The sequence below is a fragment of the Blastomonas sp. CCH1-A6 genome (assembly GCF_001556365.1).
Lineage (GTDB): Bacteria > Pseudomonadota > Alphaproteobacteria > Sphingomonadales > Sphingomonadaceae > Blastomonas > Blastomonas ursincola.
The window spans coordinates 1-15898 of the sequence record NZ_LSIS01000072.1 but is presented as its reverse complement, the minus strand read 5'-3'; the positions used below and the strand labels follow the sequence as shown (position 1 = coordinate 15898).

At 65.4% G+C, this 15898-nt stretch carries 12 protein-coding genes and 1 tRNA gene; 7 read left to right on the top strand and 6 right to left on the bottom strand.

Features of this window, described 5'->3' with window-relative positions; all coding sequences use genetic code 11:
• Positions 1-50 precede the first annotated feature (50 nt).
• Complete coding sequence (katG, locus tag AX735_RS02785; RefSeq protein WP_066275201.1) at positions 51-2243, top strand: catalase/peroxidase HPI; 2193 nt, start codon at positions 51-53, stop codon at positions 2241-2243.
• A gap of 582 nt (positions 2244-2825) precedes the next feature.
• On the opposite strand, the gene AX735_RS02775 is transcribed toward katG, so the two are convergent.
• The 4 genes from AX735_RS02775 to AX735_RS02760 all read right to left on the bottom strand — a co-directional run bounded on the left by AX735_RS02775 (position 2826) and on the right by AX735_RS02760 (position 6131).
• Positions 2826-3026, bottom strand: a complete 201-nt coding sequence (locus AX735_RS02775) for a hypothetical protein (RefSeq protein WP_066275197.1) — start codon at positions 3024-3026, stop codon at positions 2826-2828.
• A gap of 12 nt (positions 3027-3038) precedes the next feature.
• Positions 3039-4148, bottom strand: a complete 1110-nt coding sequence (gene folP, locus AX735_RS02770) for a dihydropteroate synthase (RefSeq protein ID WP_066275195.1) — start codon at positions 4146-4148, stop codon at positions 3039-3041.
• Positions 4148-5290, bottom strand: a complete 1143-nt coding sequence (locus AX735_RS02765) for a DNA methyltransferase (protein WP_446471768.1) — start codon at positions 5288-5290, stop codon at positions 4148-4150. Before AX735_RS02765 ends, folP begins: the two co-directional genes overlap by 1 nt.
• 229 nt (positions 5291-5519) lie before the next feature.
• Positions 5520-6131, bottom strand: coding sequence for a ribonuclease HII (locus tag AX735_RS02760; protein WP_082750896.1), 612 nt, complete (start codon positions 6129-6131; stop codon positions 5520-5522).
• A gap of 109 nt (positions 6132-6240) precedes the next feature.
• Here AX735_RS02760 and AX735_RS02755 point away from each other — a divergent pair, with 109 nt between their 5' ends.
• The 6 genes from AX735_RS02755 (at position 6241) to AX735_RS02730 (ending at position 11855) form a co-directional block, all read left to right on the top strand.
• On the top strand, positions 6241-7419 hold the full coding sequence (locus AX735_RS02755) for a PQQ-dependent sugar dehydrogenase (protein WP_082750895.1): 1179 nt from the start codon (positions 6241-6243) through the stop codon (positions 7417-7419).
• 89 nt (positions 7420-7508) lie between these two features.
• Positions 7509-8957 (top strand): coniferyl aldehyde dehydrogenase, encoded by a 1449-nt coding sequence (locus AX735_RS02750; RefSeq protein ID WP_066275184.1) that lies wholly within the window; start codon positions 7509-7511, stop codon positions 8955-8957.
• 69 nt (positions 8958-9026) lie between these two features.
• Positions 9027-9110, top strand: a tRNA-Leu gene (locus AX735_RS02745).
• A 115-nt stretch (positions 9111-9225) separates the two neighbouring features.
• Positions 9226-10452 carry a bifunctional glutamate N-acetyltransferase/amino-acid acetyltransferase ArgJ gene (gene argJ, locus AX735_RS02740; protein WP_066275177.1) on the top strand — a complete coding sequence of 409 codons (1227 nt, stop codon included), beginning with the start codon at positions 9226-9228 and terminating at the stop codon, positions 10450-10452.
• Between the two features lie 3 nt (positions 10453-10455).
• Entirely contained in the window at positions 10456-11064 is a 609-nt protein-coding gene (locus AX735_RS02735; RefSeq protein WP_066275175.1) for a glutathione S-transferase family protein, read from the top strand.
• Positions 11061-11855, top strand: coding sequence for an inositol monophosphatase family protein (locus AX735_RS02730; RefSeq protein ID WP_066275173.1), 795 nt, complete (start codon positions 11061-11063; stop codon positions 11853-11855). Before AX735_RS02735 ends, AX735_RS02730 begins: the two co-directional genes overlap by 4 nt.
• 4 nt (positions 11856-11859) lie before the next feature.
• On the opposite strand, the gene trxA is transcribed toward AX735_RS02730, so the two are convergent.
• Together trxA and addA are read right to left on the bottom strand one after the other, a co-directional pair.
• Positions 11860-12186 carry a thioredoxin gene (trxA, locus tag AX735_RS02725; RefSeq protein WP_023839553.1) on the bottom strand — a complete coding sequence of 109 codons (327 nt, stop codon included), beginning with the start codon at positions 12184-12186 and terminating at the stop codon, positions 11860-11862.
• A gap of 96 nt (positions 12187-12282) precedes the next feature.
• Positions 12283-15741, bottom strand: a complete 3459-nt coding sequence (gene addA / locus AX735_RS02720) for a double-strand break repair helicase AddA (RefSeq protein WP_066275170.1) — start codon at positions 15739-15741, stop codon at positions 12283-12285.
• Positions 15742-15898: the final 157 nt, after the last annotated feature.

Below are 15898 nucleotides of genomic sequence, written 5' to 3'. Positions count from 1 at the left end.
CATGGAACTTTCCTATGTTAGCGTCATTCGTTCGATGAAGGAGATGCGCGATGGACATGAAGACAAGTGGCATGGGCGGAAACTGCCCGTTCTCGGGCAAGGATGGCGGCGTCCGCGCGCTGCTGGGGCGGACCAATCGCGACTGGTGGCCCGATGCATTGCAGCTCGACATCCTGACGCAGAACGGCACCTCGCCCGACCCGATGGGCCCGGATTTCGATTATGCCGAGGCGTTCAAGCAGCTGGACTACCAGGCGCTCAAGGCCGATCTGCATGCCCTGATGACCGACTCGCAGCCCTGGTGGCCGGCGGATTACGGTCATTACGGCCCCTTCTTCATCCGCATGGCCTGGCACTCTGCAGGCACCTATCGCACCGCTGATGGCCGCGGCGGATCGAGCAGCGGGCAGCAGCGCTTCGCCCCGCTCAACAGCTGGCCCGATAACGGCAATCTCGACAAGGCGCGCCGGCTGCTCTGGCCGATCAAGCAGAAATACGGCAAGCACATCAGCTGGGCAGACCTGTTCATCCTGACCGGCAATGTCGCGATCGAATCGATGGGCGGTCCGGTCTTCGGCTTTGGCGGCGGCCGCGCCGACGTGTTCGAGCCCGAGCGCGACGTCTATTGGGGCACCGAGGAAGCCTGGGTCGATACCGGCGCGGAAACCCGCATCCAGCCCGACAAGGGATGGGAGCTCGAAGCACCGCTCGCTGCGATCCAGATGGGCCTCATTTACGTGAATCCCGAAGGTCCGGGCGGCGTGCCCGATCCGCTGCAGTCGGCGCGCGACATGCGCATCACGTTCGAGCGCATGGCGATGAACGACGAGGAAACCGTCGCGCTGACCGCCGGGGGCCATGCCTTCGGCAAGGCGCACGGCGCGGTGCCTCCCGACCAGCTGAGCGGTGCGCCCGAATCCGAGGCGATGCAGCTGATGGGCTTCGGCTGGGCAACCGATGCCGAGCAGATCGAGCGCGGCCATATCACCACCTCCGGCATCGAAGGCGCGTGGACGCCCAACCCCACGCAATGGGGCGGCGACTATTTCCGCCTGCTGTTCAAGTATGACTATGAGCTGGTGCGCAGCCCGGCGGGTGCGCACCAATGGCAGCCGATCAACCCGGACCCCGAAGACATGGCGCCCGATGCGCGCGATCCTTCGAAGAAGGTGCCGACGATGATGACCACCGCCGACATGGCGCTGAAGATGGACCCGGCCTATCGCAAGATATCCGAACGCTTCCGCGACGATCAGGCGGCGCTCGACGATGCCTTTGCCCGCGCCTGGTTCAAGCTGACGCATCGCGACATGGGTCCCAAGGTCCGCTATCTCGGCCCCGAAGTCCCGGCAGAGGACCTGATCTGGCAGGATCCGGTGCCTGCAGGCACCATGCCTTCGGATACGGCGATCGAAGCCTTCAAGACGGCGATCCTGGCGAGCGGCCTGCCGATGAGCGCGCTGATCAAGGCGGCCTGGGCCTCGGCCTCGACCTATCGCCGCAGCGACCATCGCGGCGGTGCCAATGGCGCGCGCGTCCGCCTCGCCCCGCAAAAGGACTGGGCGGTCAACGATCCGGCGGAGCTGGCGACGGTACTCGCCAAGATCGAGGAACTGCGTGGGCCCCTGTCGGTGGCCGATGCCATTGTGCTGGCGGGCAGCGCGGCGGTCGAGAAGGCGGCGCGGGATGCGGGCTTCGATGTCACGGTGCCGTTCCTTGGCGGTCGCGGCGATGCGAGCGCAGAGCAGACCGATGCCGAGAGCTTCGAGCCGCTCGAACCGCGCGCCGATGCCTTCCGCAACTATCTCGCCACGAAGCAGACGGTGAAGACCGAGGAGATCATGCTCGACCGCGCGCATCTGCTCGGCCTTTCGATCCCGCAAATGGCGGTGCTGGTGGCGGGCCTGCGCGTGCTGGGGGCCAATGCCGGCAACAGCAGCAAGGGCGTGCTCACCGACCGTCCGGGCCTGCTGACCAACGACTTCTTCGTCAATCTGCTCGACATGCGCACGGCCTGGAAGACCGTCGACGAGAGCGGTGACGAGGAGTTCATCGGGACCGACCGCGCCACCGGCGAAACCCGCTGGCACGCAACGCGCACCGATCTGGTCTTCGGCTCCAACTCGCAACTGCGCGCGGTGTCCGAAGTCTATGCCGAGCGCGGCAACGAGCTGAAGTTCGTGCAGGACTTCATCGCCGCCTGGGTGAAGGTGATGAACGCCGACCGGTTCGATGTGAAATGAGCGGGTGGTGCGTTAGATGAATGAGGGAGCCCCGGGCAGCGATGTCCGGGGTTTCTTTGTGGCAGGGCCATTAGCCACAGTATGAAAGACGTGAAATCTAATTGCCAGTTATCTGCCGCAAAATGTGCTCATGTTCACGCAGCGCTAGAATTTTGCGTTGTCGCCTATATCGCAGCCATAATCCAAGGCAGACCGACGGTAGGATCGCAAAAGCCACCACCAACACCAGCTCAGGCAGTTGGGACACAACCAACCTCCCCAAGCTCAGCTGCCAGAGAAAATAGACTGCCATGAGCAGCAACGCTACCAAAGCGAATGTGAAGCAAATCCGCTCGAGGGCAATGCTTGGTACAATAGGGCGCTGGAAAGCCATAAGAGTTGAAATTATCAATTCTGCAGGGTCTGTAAACAGCGCTGCCGCTCATATCCTGGTGCAATATCCGTTACCAGTGCAGCAATGGACCACCACCTCAGCTCAGCCTGAGCCTGTCCAAGGCCCCGCAAGACGGCCTGCGTGGGCGCGGGTCCTTCGAGTTCGCGGGCTAAAGCCCGCGGCTCAGGATGAGCGGAGGTGGTTGGGAATCACTCCGGCGCTTGCGTCTCTGCCAGCGATTGTCCGCTCTTCGTCGGGATCGACCAGATCACGACATTGGCGATCATCACCACCGCCAGCACCAGCATCAGCGCGGGCTGCTTGCGCTGGCCGCGGCGGAAGAGCGCGATCGCGCCGAAGACGAGCGCGATCGAGGTCAGCATGGCGATGGAGAGGACGAAGCTGGTCATGACAGCCCTCTGTCAGTCGAGCCCCGGCACCGTCAAGGCGGCATCGCGCAGGCCACGCCAGACGCGGGCGGCCTGGACGGTTTCGGGGACGTCGTGCACGCGCACGATCTGCGCGCCGCTGCCGATCGCGCTCATCGCCAGCGCGACCGATCCGCCCAGCCGGGCATCGACCGGGGCCTCGTTCGACAATGCGCCGATCATGCGCTTGCGGCTCGCGCCAAACAGGATCGGCTGGCCGAGCGCGTGGAACAGAGGCAGCGCGTTGATCAGCGCGAGATTGTCGGCGAGCGACTTGCCGAAACCGATGCCCGGATCGACGATGACCTTCTCGCGCGCCACGCCCGCCGCGACAACGGCGGCGACGCGCGCCTCGAGCCAGTCGAACACATCCGTGACGACATGGCCATAGCCACCGCCCGCATGCGGGTTCGCGCCCTGCGATGGCGCGTGCATCAGTACCACCGGGCAGCCCGAACGCACCACGACATCGAGCGCCTGGGTATCGTACAGCAGCGCCGAGACATCGTTGACGATATGCGCGCCGGCCTCCAGCGCCGCTTCCATGACGGCGGCCTTGCGGGTATCGACCGAGAGGATCGCACCGCTATGCGCGAGTGCCCTGATCGCGGGGACGACGCGCGCGATCTCGTCGCCCTCCCACACCACCGGCGCTTCGGGCCGGGTGGATTCGCCGCCGATATCGATCAGCGAGGCGCCCGCAGTCAGCATCGCAAAACCCGCGTCCGCCGCCTGCGCGGGATCGTCGGTAAAGCGCCCGCCGTCGGAAAAGCTATCGGGCGTGACGTTCAATATGCCCATGACCTGCGGCTGGTCGAAGCGCAGCACGCGTTCCCCCAGCGTCAGCGGGGCATGCATGCGCGACAGATTGGCGAGCTGGGCCTGCGCGCGCTCGGCCTGATCGGCAGGCAGCGCATTCAGCGCCTCGGCAAGGCGATCGACCGGCACGATCTGCCGCGCGACCAGCTTGCCGCCCGCATAGCTTTCGAGCGCCAGCAGATGGCACCAGACCAGGCTGTGCCCCAGCCGGATCGTCGCACCCTCAAAGGTCTGCGGACTTTCCGCCAGCCCGACGGGCCGCACATAGACGCGCGCGGCGTTCATCACGGTTCGGTGGCGAGCAGATAGGTCTGGCGCAGGCTGTCGAGCGGCTTCAGGCCGTCATCGCTCTCGATATGCCACCAGGTCCAGCCGTTGCACGACGGCGCATTCTGCAGCAGCGCGCCGAGCTTGTGGATCGATCCGCTCTGATCGCCCGAAAGCAGCGAACCATCGGCGCGGATCGTGGCAAAATGCTTGCGCGCCTTGTCGCACACCTTGGTGCCGACGGGGACATAGCCGGTCTCGACCAAGGTGCCGAAGGCGACGCGCGGCTGGCTCTTGGGCGACTGCATGGTCTTCAAGCCCGATTCATCGAGCGGCAGCGCAGCGGCGATGCGTTCTTCGGCGACTTCGCAATAGATGGGATCGCGCTCGCAGCCGATCCAGTCGCGGCCCAGCCGCTTGGCGACCGCGCCGGTAGTGCCGGTGCCGAAGAACGGATCGAGCACGACATCGCCCGGATTGGTGCAGGCAAGCAGGATGCGATAGAGCAGCGCCTCGGGCTTCTGCGTCGGGTGCGCCTTGGTGCCGCCGCGCTTCAATCGCTCCTGGCCGCCACAGATCGGCAGCACCCAGTCCGAGCGCATCTGCAGCTCGTCGTTGAGCGTCTTCATCGCGCGATAGTTGAACGTGTATTTCGACTTCTCGTCGCGCGACGCCCAGATCAGCGTCTCGTGCGCGTTGGTGAAGCGCGTGCCGCGGAAATTGGGCATCGGGTTGGCCTTGCGCCAGACGATGTCGTTGAGGATCCAGAAGCCGAGATCCTGCAGCGTCGCGCCACAGCGGAAGATGTTGTGATAGCTGCCGATCACCCAGAGCGAGCCGTCGGGCTTGAGGATGCGGCGCGCCTCGGTCATCCATTCGCGGGTGAAGCGGTCATAGGCGGCGAAGGTGTCGAACTTGTCCCAGTCATTGTCGACCGCATCGACGCGGCTGCCTTCGGGGCGGTAGAGATCGCCGCCGAGCTGGAGGTTGTACGGCGGATCGGCGAAGATCATGTCGACCGACGCGGTCGGCAGGCGCCGCATCTCCTCGATGCAGTCGCCCTTCAATATCTGGTTGAGCGGCAGCGGCGGACGCGCCGCGCCCCGGGCACGCGGCGGCGCCTTGAGAGTGCGCTTTGCTGGCGCAAGCATTTCGCCGATCTGAACCATCTTAAACCCCCGCTAACCCCGTGGAACGAGGCCCTGAATGAGTCCTTGGCGACCATCGGTCAAGGCCAAAACCCTAGGGAATCCGGGTGTTCAAATGGTTAACGGGGGTTTGCCATGCGGAACAATATGAGTCCAAATCCACATATTGAGTCCCGTTAACGAACCGGGACTCAACCACTGGTGGTGTTGCCGCGAAGACTCGGGGCGCATTTTTTTCAGGTTACAGCAGACAGGCCTGCGCCACCGGAGCGAAGCTGCGGCGGTGGAGCGGAGTGGGACCGTACAAACGCAATGCCGCCAGATGCTCGGCGGTCCCATAACCCATGTTGCGATCCCAGCCATAATGCGGGTGATCGATGGCAGCGGCGCGCATCATTCGGTCGCGCTCCTGCTTGGCGAGGATCGACGCGGCGGAGATGCACGGGTGCAGCGCATCGCCCTTGACGATCGCCCGCGCGCGGTAGCGCCACTTGGGCAGACGGTTGCCATCTACCAGCACCTGATGCGGCTCCTGCCCCAGCGCCTCGACCGCGCGGGTCATGGCGAGCATCGTCGCCTGCAGGATATTGATGCTGTCGATCTCCTCGACGCTCGCCAGGCCGATGCCGAACGTGCAGCGCTCGCGGATCAGCGCTTCGAGCTTCTCGCGCCTGGCAAAGCTCAATGTCTTGCTGTCGGCGAGCCCCGCTATGCCATCAGGACACAGGATCACCGCCGCAGCAACCACCGGCCCGGCGAGCGGTCCCCTGCCCGCCTCGTCAACACCCGCGACAATCGTGACATTATCAAATGTTGGGGAACCGGCCACCGTCATGACGCGTCTGTGCCGCATGCCCCTTGCGACCGCAAGGCCCCGCCACCATTCCATAACTCTACCCGAATCGTTTGCAATCTTGACCCGGATGGCGATGATCAGACCCATGATGAACGGAGTGACCCAGATGCACCGACTGACCCTTTGCGCGGCGCTGCCGCTTGCCTTGATCGCCTGCAACAGCAGCGACAAGGCCGAGGCCAGCGGAGAGGAAACGCAAGCGGTCGCGGCGATCTCGCCGGTCGATACCATTCCGTTCGAAACCACCGTGGTTGGCCAGTTCGACGAACCCTGGGCGATGACCTTCCTGCCCGATGGCCGCGCGCTGGTCACCGAGAAGAAGGGCAAGCTCAAGCTCGTGACCTTCGCCGCCGATGGCAAGATCAGCTCGGTCGATGTCAGCGGCACGCCCACCGTCGCCTATGGCGGCCAGGGCGGCCTGGGCGATGTCGTGCTCTCGCCCGATTTCGTCAATGACGGCTATGTCTATCTCAGCTTCGCCGAGGCGGGCGATGGCGATACCAGCGGCGCGGCCGTCGCGCGCGCCAAGCTGGTCATGGCCAATGACGGCGCGGCCTCGCTCAAGGGCCTGCAGGTCATCTGGCGGCAGGAGCCCAAGGTTTCGGGCAAGGGCCATTACGGCCATCGCATCGCCTTCGGTCCCGATGGCATGATGTACATCTCTTCGGGCGAGCGGCAGAAGTTCGATCCGGCGCAGGATCTCGATCAGAATCTCGGCAAGGTGATCCGGCTGACGCCGACAGGCGGCATCCCTTCGGACAATCCGATGTATGATCAGGGCCGCATCAAGGCGCAGGCCTGGTCCTGGGGCCATCGCAATCCGCTGGGGCTCGCATTCGACGGCACAGGGAACCTGTGGGAGCTGGAAATGGGCCCCAAGGGCGGCGACGAGCTCAACCTCGTCAAGCGCGGCGCGAATTACGGCTATCCCAAGGTGTCCAACGGCGATCATTATGACGGCAAGGACATTCCCGACCACGCGCCAGGCGACGGCTTCGAGCCGCCCAAGGTGTTCTGGAACCCCGCCATCTCGCCGGGCAGCCTGATGATCTATTCGGGCGACCTGTTCCCCGCCTGGAAGGGCAGTGCGTTTATCGGTGCGCTTGGTGGCCAGGCGCTGGTCCGCGTGAAGCTCGACGGCGACAAGGCCGAAAAGGCGGACAACTGGACGATGGAAGGCCGCATCCGCGAGGTCGAACAGGGGCCGGATGGGGCGATCTGGCTGCTGGAAGACGGCGCGCGCGGATCGCAGGGCCGACTGCTGAAGCTCACGCCGCCGAAATAACGGCCTGAGCGCGGCGCGCACAAAAGAAATTTCAATTCGCAACCTATCGCGATACACCTTGGGGCAAACAGCTAACCGGGAGACGATGAATGGCGACTTTGGCAGACGCACCGCTGAGGGCGGACCAGCTTGAAGAGATTCTCGAGCGGCAGAAAAAGGCGTTTCTCGCCGAACTGCCGGTGCCGATGGCGGCGCGCAAGGACCGCATCCGGCGGCTGATGAAGCTGGTGCACGACAATGGCGACGCGCTGGTCGCCGCCATGAGCGAGGATTTCGGCCATCGCAGCGCCGATCAATCGAAGATGACCGATATCGTAGCGGTGCTCAACTGCGCCCGGCACGCGCTCAAGCACATGGACGATTGGGCCAAGCCCGAGAAGCGCCCGGTCCAGTTCCCGCTCGGCCTGCTTGGGGCGCGCGCGCGGGTCGAATATCAGCCGCTCGGCGTGGTCGGCGTGATCGCGCCGTGGAACTTCCCGATCCAGCTGTGCCTCACCCCCGCGATCGGCGCGCTGGCCGCCGGCAACCGGGTGATGATCAAGAACAGTGAATATACCGAGAATACCTCGAACCTGCTTGCGGAGCTTGGGCCCCGCTATTTCGACGTGAGCGAGGTCGCGTTCTTCACCGGCGGGCCCGAGGTCGGCCAGGCCTTTTCGGAACTGCCGTTCAACCATCTGATCTTCACCGGCGCGACCAGTGTCGGCCACCATATCATGCGCGCCGCCGCCAAGAACCTGGTGCCGATCACGCTCGAACTGGGCGGCAAGTCGCCCGCGATCATCGGTCGCGGCGCGGACAAGGCCAAGGCGGCGCAGCGGATCACCATGGGCAAGATGCTCAATGCCGGGCAGATCTGCATCGCGCCCGATTATCTCTATGTGCCCCGTGAGGACGAGCGCGAGATCATCGAGAATATCCAGCAGTCCGCCGCGACGCTCTACCCCACGCTGCTGACCAACGACGATTACACCGCCGTGGTCAACGAGCGGCACCATCAGCGGCTGACCGGCTATCTCGAGGACGCACGCGAAAAGGGCGCGGAGGTGATCGAGGTCAATCCGGCGAACGAGGATTTCAAGTCCGCCAACAGCCGCAAGATGCCGCTGCACATCCTTCGCAACGTCACCGACGACATGAAGGTGATGCAGGACGAGATCTTCGGCCCCATCCTGCCGGTGAAGACCTATTCGACGGTCGACGAGGCGATCGAATTCGTCAACGGTCGCGACCGTCCGCTCGCGCTTTACTATTTCGGCGAGAACCAGGACGAGGCCAAGAAGGTCACCGATCGGACCGTTTCGGGTGGGGTGACGCTCAACGACACGATCTTCCATGTCGCGATGGAAGACCTGCCCTTTGGCGGCGTCGGCCACTCGGGCATGGGCAATTACCACGGGATCGACGGATTCCGTACGTTCAGCCATGCCAAGGCGATCTATAGCCAGCCGCGCATCGATGTCGCCAAGCTAGGCGGCTTCCTGCCGCCCTATGGCGATGCGACGAAGAAGGCGATCGCGCGGGATCTGAAGCTCTGACGCGTATCGAGCGGCGGCTTTTGCGCCTTGCCTGACGCGGGCAAGGCGCTATAGGCTGCCGCTCCACACGCGGGCGTGGTGAAATGGTAGACGCGCCGGACTCAAAATCCGGTTCCGCAAGGAGTGTCGGTTCGAGTCCGACCGCCCGCACCAGCTTCCTGACATCGATGCAGTTATAGCGCTTTTGCCGCATGCACCGGCAAAGCGCTTGCACTTGCCCGGAGAGCGATTAGGGCCGCAGCCAGTCTTACATGGTCTGGACGGCAACATGACTCACCCGGTTTCCCCGCTCGCGCTCCCCTTTCCCGATCTTCCGGCGATTGCCGGCGTCACGCCGCGTGTCGCCCGCGCGCGCTACAAGGAATGGGACCGCTGTGACCTGAGCTATGTCGAGCTGGTGCCGGAAACCAGTGTGGCAGGCGTCACCACCACCAGCAAATGCCCCTCGCCCGAGGTCGAATGGTGCCGCGCCGCCCTGCCCCACGGCCAGGCGCGCGCGCTGATCGTCAGCGCGGGCAATTCCAATGCGTTTACCGGCGGCAAGGGCCGCGCGGCGGTGCAGCTACTGGTCGAAACCGCCGCGGCGCGGCTGGGCTGCGCTGCGGAGGAAATTTTCGTCTCGGCCACCGGCGTGATCGGTGTACCGCTTCCGCAGGACAAGGCGCGCGCGGGGCTCGAGGCGGCCTTCACCGCCGAGCCCTGCGACTGGCGCGCGCTCACCGATGCGATCGGCACGACCGATACCTTCCCCAAGGCCGCGACCACGAGCGCGATGATCGGGGGCACCAAGGTGCAGCTTGTTGGCGTCATCAAGGGGTCGGGCATGATCGCGCCCGACATGGCGACGATGCTGGGCTATGTGTTCACCGATGCGAATATTGCGCCTGCGCTGCTGCAGCAGATGCTGAGCGCCGCGAACGCCAGGACCTTCAGCTGCATCACCGTCGATAACGACACCTCGACCAGCGACACCGTGCTCGCCTTCGCTACAGCCCAGGCCGACCATGCCCGGATCGAGAGCATGGACAGCACCGGGGCCGATGCGTTCGCCGCCGCGCTGACCGATCTGTGCCGCCAGCTGGCGCATCTGGTGGTGCGCGATGGCGAAGGCGCGAGCAAGTTCATCGAGATCCGCGTGACCGGCGCGGTGTCGGACGAAAGCGCGCACCGCATCGCGCTGTCGATCGCCAATTCGCCGCTGGTCAAGACCGCGATCGCGGGCGAGGACGCCAATTGGGGCCGCGTCGTGATGGCGGTCGGCAAGGCCGGAGAGCCTGCCGAGCGCGACCTGCTGTCGATCCGCTTCGGCGGGGTCGAGGTTGCCGCGCAAGGCATGGTTGTACAGGGCTATGACGAGGCGCCGGTGGCCGCGCATCTGAAAGGTGCCGACATCCTGGTCGAGGCCGATATCGGGCTGGGCCAGGGACGCGCCACGGTGTGGACCTGTGATCTGACGCACGGATATATCTCGATCAACGCCGATTACCGGAGCTGAGCCATGCTGACCATCTGGGGCCGCCTCAACTCGCACAATGTCAAGAAGGTCGTGTGGGCGGCCGAGGAGATAGGCCTGGATTACCTGCGCCACGATGTCGGCGGCAGGTTCGGCATGGATGCAGCCTATCTGGCGCGCAACCCCAATGCGCTTATCCCGACGATCGAGGATGATGGCTTCGTGCTGTGGGAATCGAACGCCATCCTGCGCTATCTGGCCGAGGCCTACGCACCGCATCTGTGGCCCGCCGATCCGCGCACGCGCGCCGCAGCCGACAAGTGGATGGACTGGCAGTTCGCCTATGCCGATGCCCAGCGCGAGGTCTTTCTCATGTTGGTGCGCAAGCCGCCCGAAGCGCATGATCCTGCCGTAATCGCGCACGGCATCGAGGAAACCGGCAGGATGATGGCCATTCTGGAGAATTGCCTGGCAAGCCAGCCCTGGCTCACGGGAGACAATTTCGGCATCGCCGACATTCCGATGGGTACCTATGCGCACACCTGGTTCGCGCTAAATCTGGCGGGCGGCGATTATCCGCATCTGCGCGGCTGGTACGAACGGCTGATCGTCCGCCCCGGCTATGCCCGCAACGTGATGATCCCGCTGACATGACCCATTCCCTCCACGCCCCCGTTTCCGCCCTGATCCGCACCGTCGCGCGCGAGGTGGTGCTGCACCATTATCAGGACCTCGCCCAGCACCAGATTGCCGAGAAGACGCCCGGTGATTTGGTGACGATCGCCGACAAGGAGAGCGAGAAGCGGCTGAGCGCGGGCCTGGCCGAAATCCTGCCGGGTGCCAGCATCGTCGGCGAGGAAGCAGTGGCGGCAGATCCGGCGCTGATCGAGCGTGTCAACGACAGCACCGCATGGATCATCGACCCGATCGACGGCACGCACAATTTCGCGCACGGCCGCCCGCCATTCGGGATCATCATCGCGCTGGTCGAGGGCGGCGAGACGGTGGCAGGCTGGCTCTACGATCCCTTGGCCGACCGCATGTGCCATGCGGTGCGCGGCGGCGGTGCGTTCATCAACGACGAGATCGTGCTGGCGCGCGAAAGCGGTGAGGCGCTACCCATCGCCGCGATCTCGACCCTATACATTCACGAGCCGCGCCGCGCCGCGCTGGCGGCAGCAATCGACGGCAAGTTCGCGATGGTCGACATCCCGCGCTGCGCAGCGGAGCAATATCCGCGGCTGGTACTGGGCCAGAACGACGTGACGCTGTTCGAGCGCACTTTGCCCTGGGACCATGCTGCCGGCGTGCTGTTCACGCTCGAGGCCGGCGGCCATGCCGCGCGGCTCGACGGTTCGCCCTATCGCCCCGGCGACCAGCGCAGGGGCATGCTCGCCGCCGCCAGCCCAGCCATGTGGGACAAAGCAGCGGCGATCATCATTTAAGCTGTCAGGCCGGGAGCGCGCCTTCGAGCCAGCTCTTGAGGGCGCTCTTGGGGGCGGCGCCGACCTTGGTCTCGACGATCTGACCCTTGTCGAACAGGATCATGGTCGGAATGCCGCGCACGCCGTACTTGGCCGGGGCATCGGGATTGTCGTCAATATTGATCTTTGCGATGGTGACCTTGTCGGCGAGTTCGTCGCTGATCTCCTCGAGAGCCGGGCCGATCATCTTGCACGGACCGCACCATTCGGCCCAGAAATCGACCAGGACGGGCTTGTCGGACTTCAGCACATCGGCTTCGAAGCTCGCATCGCTGACTGCAGTGGTTGCCATGGGGGTAAACTCCTTGTTCGTGACTTGAGGGTGGATGTAGGCCGTCGCGTCCTGCGGCTCAAGCGCACGCGGCCCAAACTATTCATATCGGTCGATTCAATCCAGCTTCGCGGCTGCCAGCAGTTCGTCTGGAAGCAGGAAAAGGCGCGGGCTGGCGGTATAGAGCAGCCCCGCCTGAACGCTGCGGCCCGGAAAGATCAGGCGCAACGCCGCGACATAGGCCGCCATCTGCCGGATATGCGCGACCGGCAACTGCTCGATCGAGTCGGGCGGGCGGCGGCCGGTCTTGAAATCGACCACCAGCACCCGCGTCTCCTCGACCAGCAGCCGGTCGACCGTGCCCGAGACGACATTCGGCCCCACCACCGCCGCGATCGGCGCTTCGGCAAGGGCATCCTCGCGGAACACATCGGCGAAATCGGGATGGTCGATCACCGCGCAGACCGGATCGATGATCGCATCGGCCTCGGCCGGATCGGCGATGCCATGCTGCCGCGCCAGCCAGCGCCGCGCCGCCTCGCGCCGCTGCTCTTGAGCCAGAGCGGGAAGCCGCTCGAACAGGCTGTGCATGATGAGGCCGCGCTGTGCGGCGCGCTCGCGATCGGGACCGGACAGCGGCGGGCTGGCGACATCGTCCTTGCCGAGCGACGAGGGCGCGAGCGGGATCGGCGGCCGCTGTTCGGGCGCGGCAGGCCTGAGCGCCCAGTCGGGCAGGCCCTCCGCCGGGGCTGTTTCCACTGCCTGAGGCGCATCCGCGCGGGGCACCGGCACGGCGTCGCTGCCGAAGCGCCGACAGGCCCCCTCGCCCATGTCGATCCAGTCGCAGCCGAGCGCCATGAAGCTTCGCTCGATCGCGGCATACCAGCTCTGCTCGGGCGGCTCCTTGGCCTTCTTGCCCAGCGTGCCGCCAACATAGAGCCGTTCGGCCGCGCGCGTCATCGCGACATAGAGCAGCCGCCAGTGCTCCTGCATATCGGCTTCGCGCGCGATGTCGTGCGCCTCGGCCAGCGGCCCTATCCGCTGCGCCTTGGGCAACGAATAGACCGGCAAGGTGATGCTCACGTCGCGACCGACGATCTCGATCGGCCAGTCGAAGCTCGAATCGACCTTGCGCGTCGGATCGACACAGGCATCGGCGAGGATCACGATCGGCGCCTGCAGGCCCTTGGAGCCGTGCACGGTCATCACGCGCACCATGTCCGATTGCCCGGCAAGCTCGCGCTTGATCTCCTCGTCGCCGGCATCGAACCAGTGCAGGAACGCCTGCAAGCCGCCGTCATGGCTGGACGCGAATTTCTGGGCCAGGCCGAGCAGTTCGGCGATCGGATCGAGCGCCTCTTCGCCGAGCCGCGACACCAGCTTTGCGCGCCCCTGGATCGGCCCGGTCAGCACCTGTTCGAGGAAATCGTACGGCGTGCCGAAATCGGCCATGCCGAGCAGCGCGTAGAGCGGTTCGAGCTTCGAGCGCAGCGCTTCGTCATGTTCCGCCTGATCGCGCAGATGCGGCCAGAGCGCGCGCTTCTCGGGCCGGTAGCCGTGCGCCAGCAATTCGTCCTGCGTCCACCCGCCGAGCGGCGAGACCAGCAGAGCCGCGCAGGTCAGGTCGTCGAGCGGCTGCAGCGCAAAGCGGATCGCGGCGATCAGGTCCTGCACCGCCAGTGGCTGGCCGAGCCGCAACCGGTCGATCCCCGCCACCGGCACGCCCGACGCGTAAAGCCGCGCGACGATCAGCGAGGCGAGATCGCCGCGGCGGCGCAGCAGCACCATGATGTCGCCCGCGCCCGCCCAGCCCTGCTTGCCGTCGGAACGCCGCTCGAGCCACAGCCGCGTCGGTGATTCCGGGTGCAACCAGCCCGCGATGCGCTCGGCGAGACCCTGCGCGAACTTGCGATCGGCACCCGAAAGCCATTCCTCGGCATCCTCGCCCTCGCCACCCTCGTCCTGCTCTTCCAGCCCCTCGCCGATCGGACGCCACAGCTCGACCATGCCCGGTCCCTGGCGTCCCTCGTGCAGCGGGAGCGTGTCGTCCATGATGCCGAGCGCGGCAGGCCCCAAATCGCCCAGCACCGCATCGACCATGTCGAGCACCGGCTGGGTCGAACGGAAGCTGCGATCCAGGCTGAGATCGAGAAAGGGCTGCCCGGCATCTTCCGCCTGCGCGCCGATGCGCAGACGCGCGGCGGCATAATATTGCGGGCTCGTGCCCTGGAAGCCGAAGATCGCCTGCTTGAAATCGCCGACGGTGAACAGGGTGCGGAACCTGTCCGGCTTGCTGCCCTGCCCGCTGAAATAGTCGTCGATCAGCCCCTTCACGATCGCCCATTGGCTGGGATTGGTATCCTGCGCCTCGTCGACCAGCACATGGTCGAAGCGCTGGTCGAGCTTGAACGCGATCCATTGCGCCATCGTCCGGCCCGAGAGCAGATCGGCCGCTGCACGGATCAGGTCGTCGAAATCGAGCAGCCCGGCCTGCCGCTTGGCCTCGGCAAAGCGCCAGGCAAAATCGCGCCCGACCTCGAGCGCGCGGGCATATTCGCCCGAAAAGGCGACGAGCGCGGCGTGGTCCTTCAGCGCCTTGCAGTCGCTGTACAGGCTCTCGGCCTTGTCGAAATAATCGGGATCGACCTTGGCGGAAAAGCTCTCCCATTTGCGCGGATCGCCATCAGCCTTGGCGACGGCGAGCCAGATCAGGTCAAGATTCTGCAGCCGCGCAACCTCGTCCATGTCGAGCCAGGCCTGGATCTTCGCCGCGACCTCCAGCCCGGTCTTGGTGCCCCAGCGGACATTGCTGTCCTGCAGTGCTTCGAGATTGGCGATATCGAACAGCGCATCGCTGCACAGCCGGGCGAGGTCGCTGCCGTCCTCGTCGGTTTTCAGGCCAAGCGCCGCGTTGAGATAGGGGCGGATATCTCCCCTGAGCGCGTCCATGGCATCGGGACGGGCGGCGCACCGCATCAGGAAGGCCTCGGTCGCCTCTGCACCCAGTTTCAAGCTGAGCGCCTCGAGGTTTGCGGACAGCCGCATGTCACCCCGCTGCGCGGCATCGACCAGCATCTCGCCCAGCGTGTCGCGCGCCAGCTGAATGCGGTCGCGGTCCTCGATCGGACGGAAACCGGGGGCGAGCCCCGCCTCTTCGGGAAAGCTCGCGAGCAGCGATTGGCAGAAGCTGTGGATCGTCTGGATGCGAAGCCCGCCCTGCGGCGCATCGAGCACGCGGGCGAACAGGCGGCGCGCGCGCGTCAGCGTCTCGGGATCGAAATTCGCCCCAATGCTCCGGAGATCTGTGCCCAGCGCCGTGTCGCTCATCCGCACCCAGGCGGCGAGCTGCGCATTGATGCGGTTCGCCATCTCGCTCGCGCCCGCCTTGGTAAAGGTGAGGCAAAGGATCGCATCGGGATTCACCCCCGGCTCGAGCAGCAGGCGGAAGACGCGCGCGGTCAGCACCTGCGTCTTGCCGGTGCCGGCAGATGCGCTGAGCCACACCTGATCGGCGGGCGATACCGCGAGCGCCTGATCGCCCTGCAGCGGCGGGAGGCCCGGCTTGCCGCCGCTCATTGGCCGCTCCCCTGGCGGCCATACCATTCGGCGAGCCGCATCAGCTGATCATATTCGGTATAGGTTGCCTGATCGGGCACCAGCTTGGCGGTGAACGGCGCATCGCCGAGGATCCAGGCGTGCAGCGCCTCACGCAGGAAATGCTCGGCCTGTCTCT

Excerpts from the sequence above, each read along its gene's own strand:
- katG (WP_066275201.1), top strand. The coding sequence starts at position 51 with ATGGACATGAAGACAAGTGGCATGGGCGGAAACTGCCCGTTCTCGGGC.
- AX735_RS02775 (WP_066275197.1), bottom strand. The coding sequence starts at position 3,026 with ATGACCAGCTTCGTCCTCTCCATCGCCATGCTGACCTCGATCGCGCTC.
- folP (WP_066275195.1), bottom strand. The coding sequence starts at position 4,148 with ATGAACGCCGCGCGCGTCTATGTGCGGCCCGTCGGGCTGGCGGAAAGT.
- AX735_RS02760 (WP_082750896.1), bottom strand. The coding sequence starts at position 6,131 with ATGCGGCACAGACGCGTCATGACGGTGGCCGGTTCCCCAACATTTGAT.
- AX735_RS02755 (WP_082750895.1), top strand. The coding sequence starts at position 6,241 with ATGCACCGACTGACCCTTTGCGCGGCGCTGCCGCTTGCCTTGATCGCC.
- AX735_RS02750 (WP_066275184.1), top strand. The coding sequence starts at position 7,509 with ATGGCGACTTTGGCAGACGCACCGCTGAGGGCGGACCAGCTTGAAGAG.
- argJ (WP_066275177.1), top strand. The coding sequence starts at position 9,226 with ATGACTCACCCGGTTTCCCCGCTCGCGCTCCCCTTTCCCGATCTTCCG.
- AX735_RS02735 (WP_066275175.1), top strand. The coding sequence starts at position 10,456 with ATGCTGACCATCTGGGGCCGCCTCAACTCGCACAATGTCAAGAAGGTC.
- AX735_RS02730 (WP_066275173.1), top strand. The coding sequence starts at position 11,061 with ATGACCCATTCCCTCCACGCCCCCGTTTCCGCCCTGATCCGCACCGTC.
- trxA (WP_023839553.1), bottom strand. The coding sequence starts at position 12,186 with ATGGCAACCACTGCAGTCAGCGATGCGAGCTTCGAAGCCGATGTGCTG.
- addA (WP_066275170.1), bottom strand. The coding sequence starts at position 15,741 with ATGAGCGGCGGCAAGCCGGGCCTCCCGCCGCTGCAGGGCGATCAGGCG.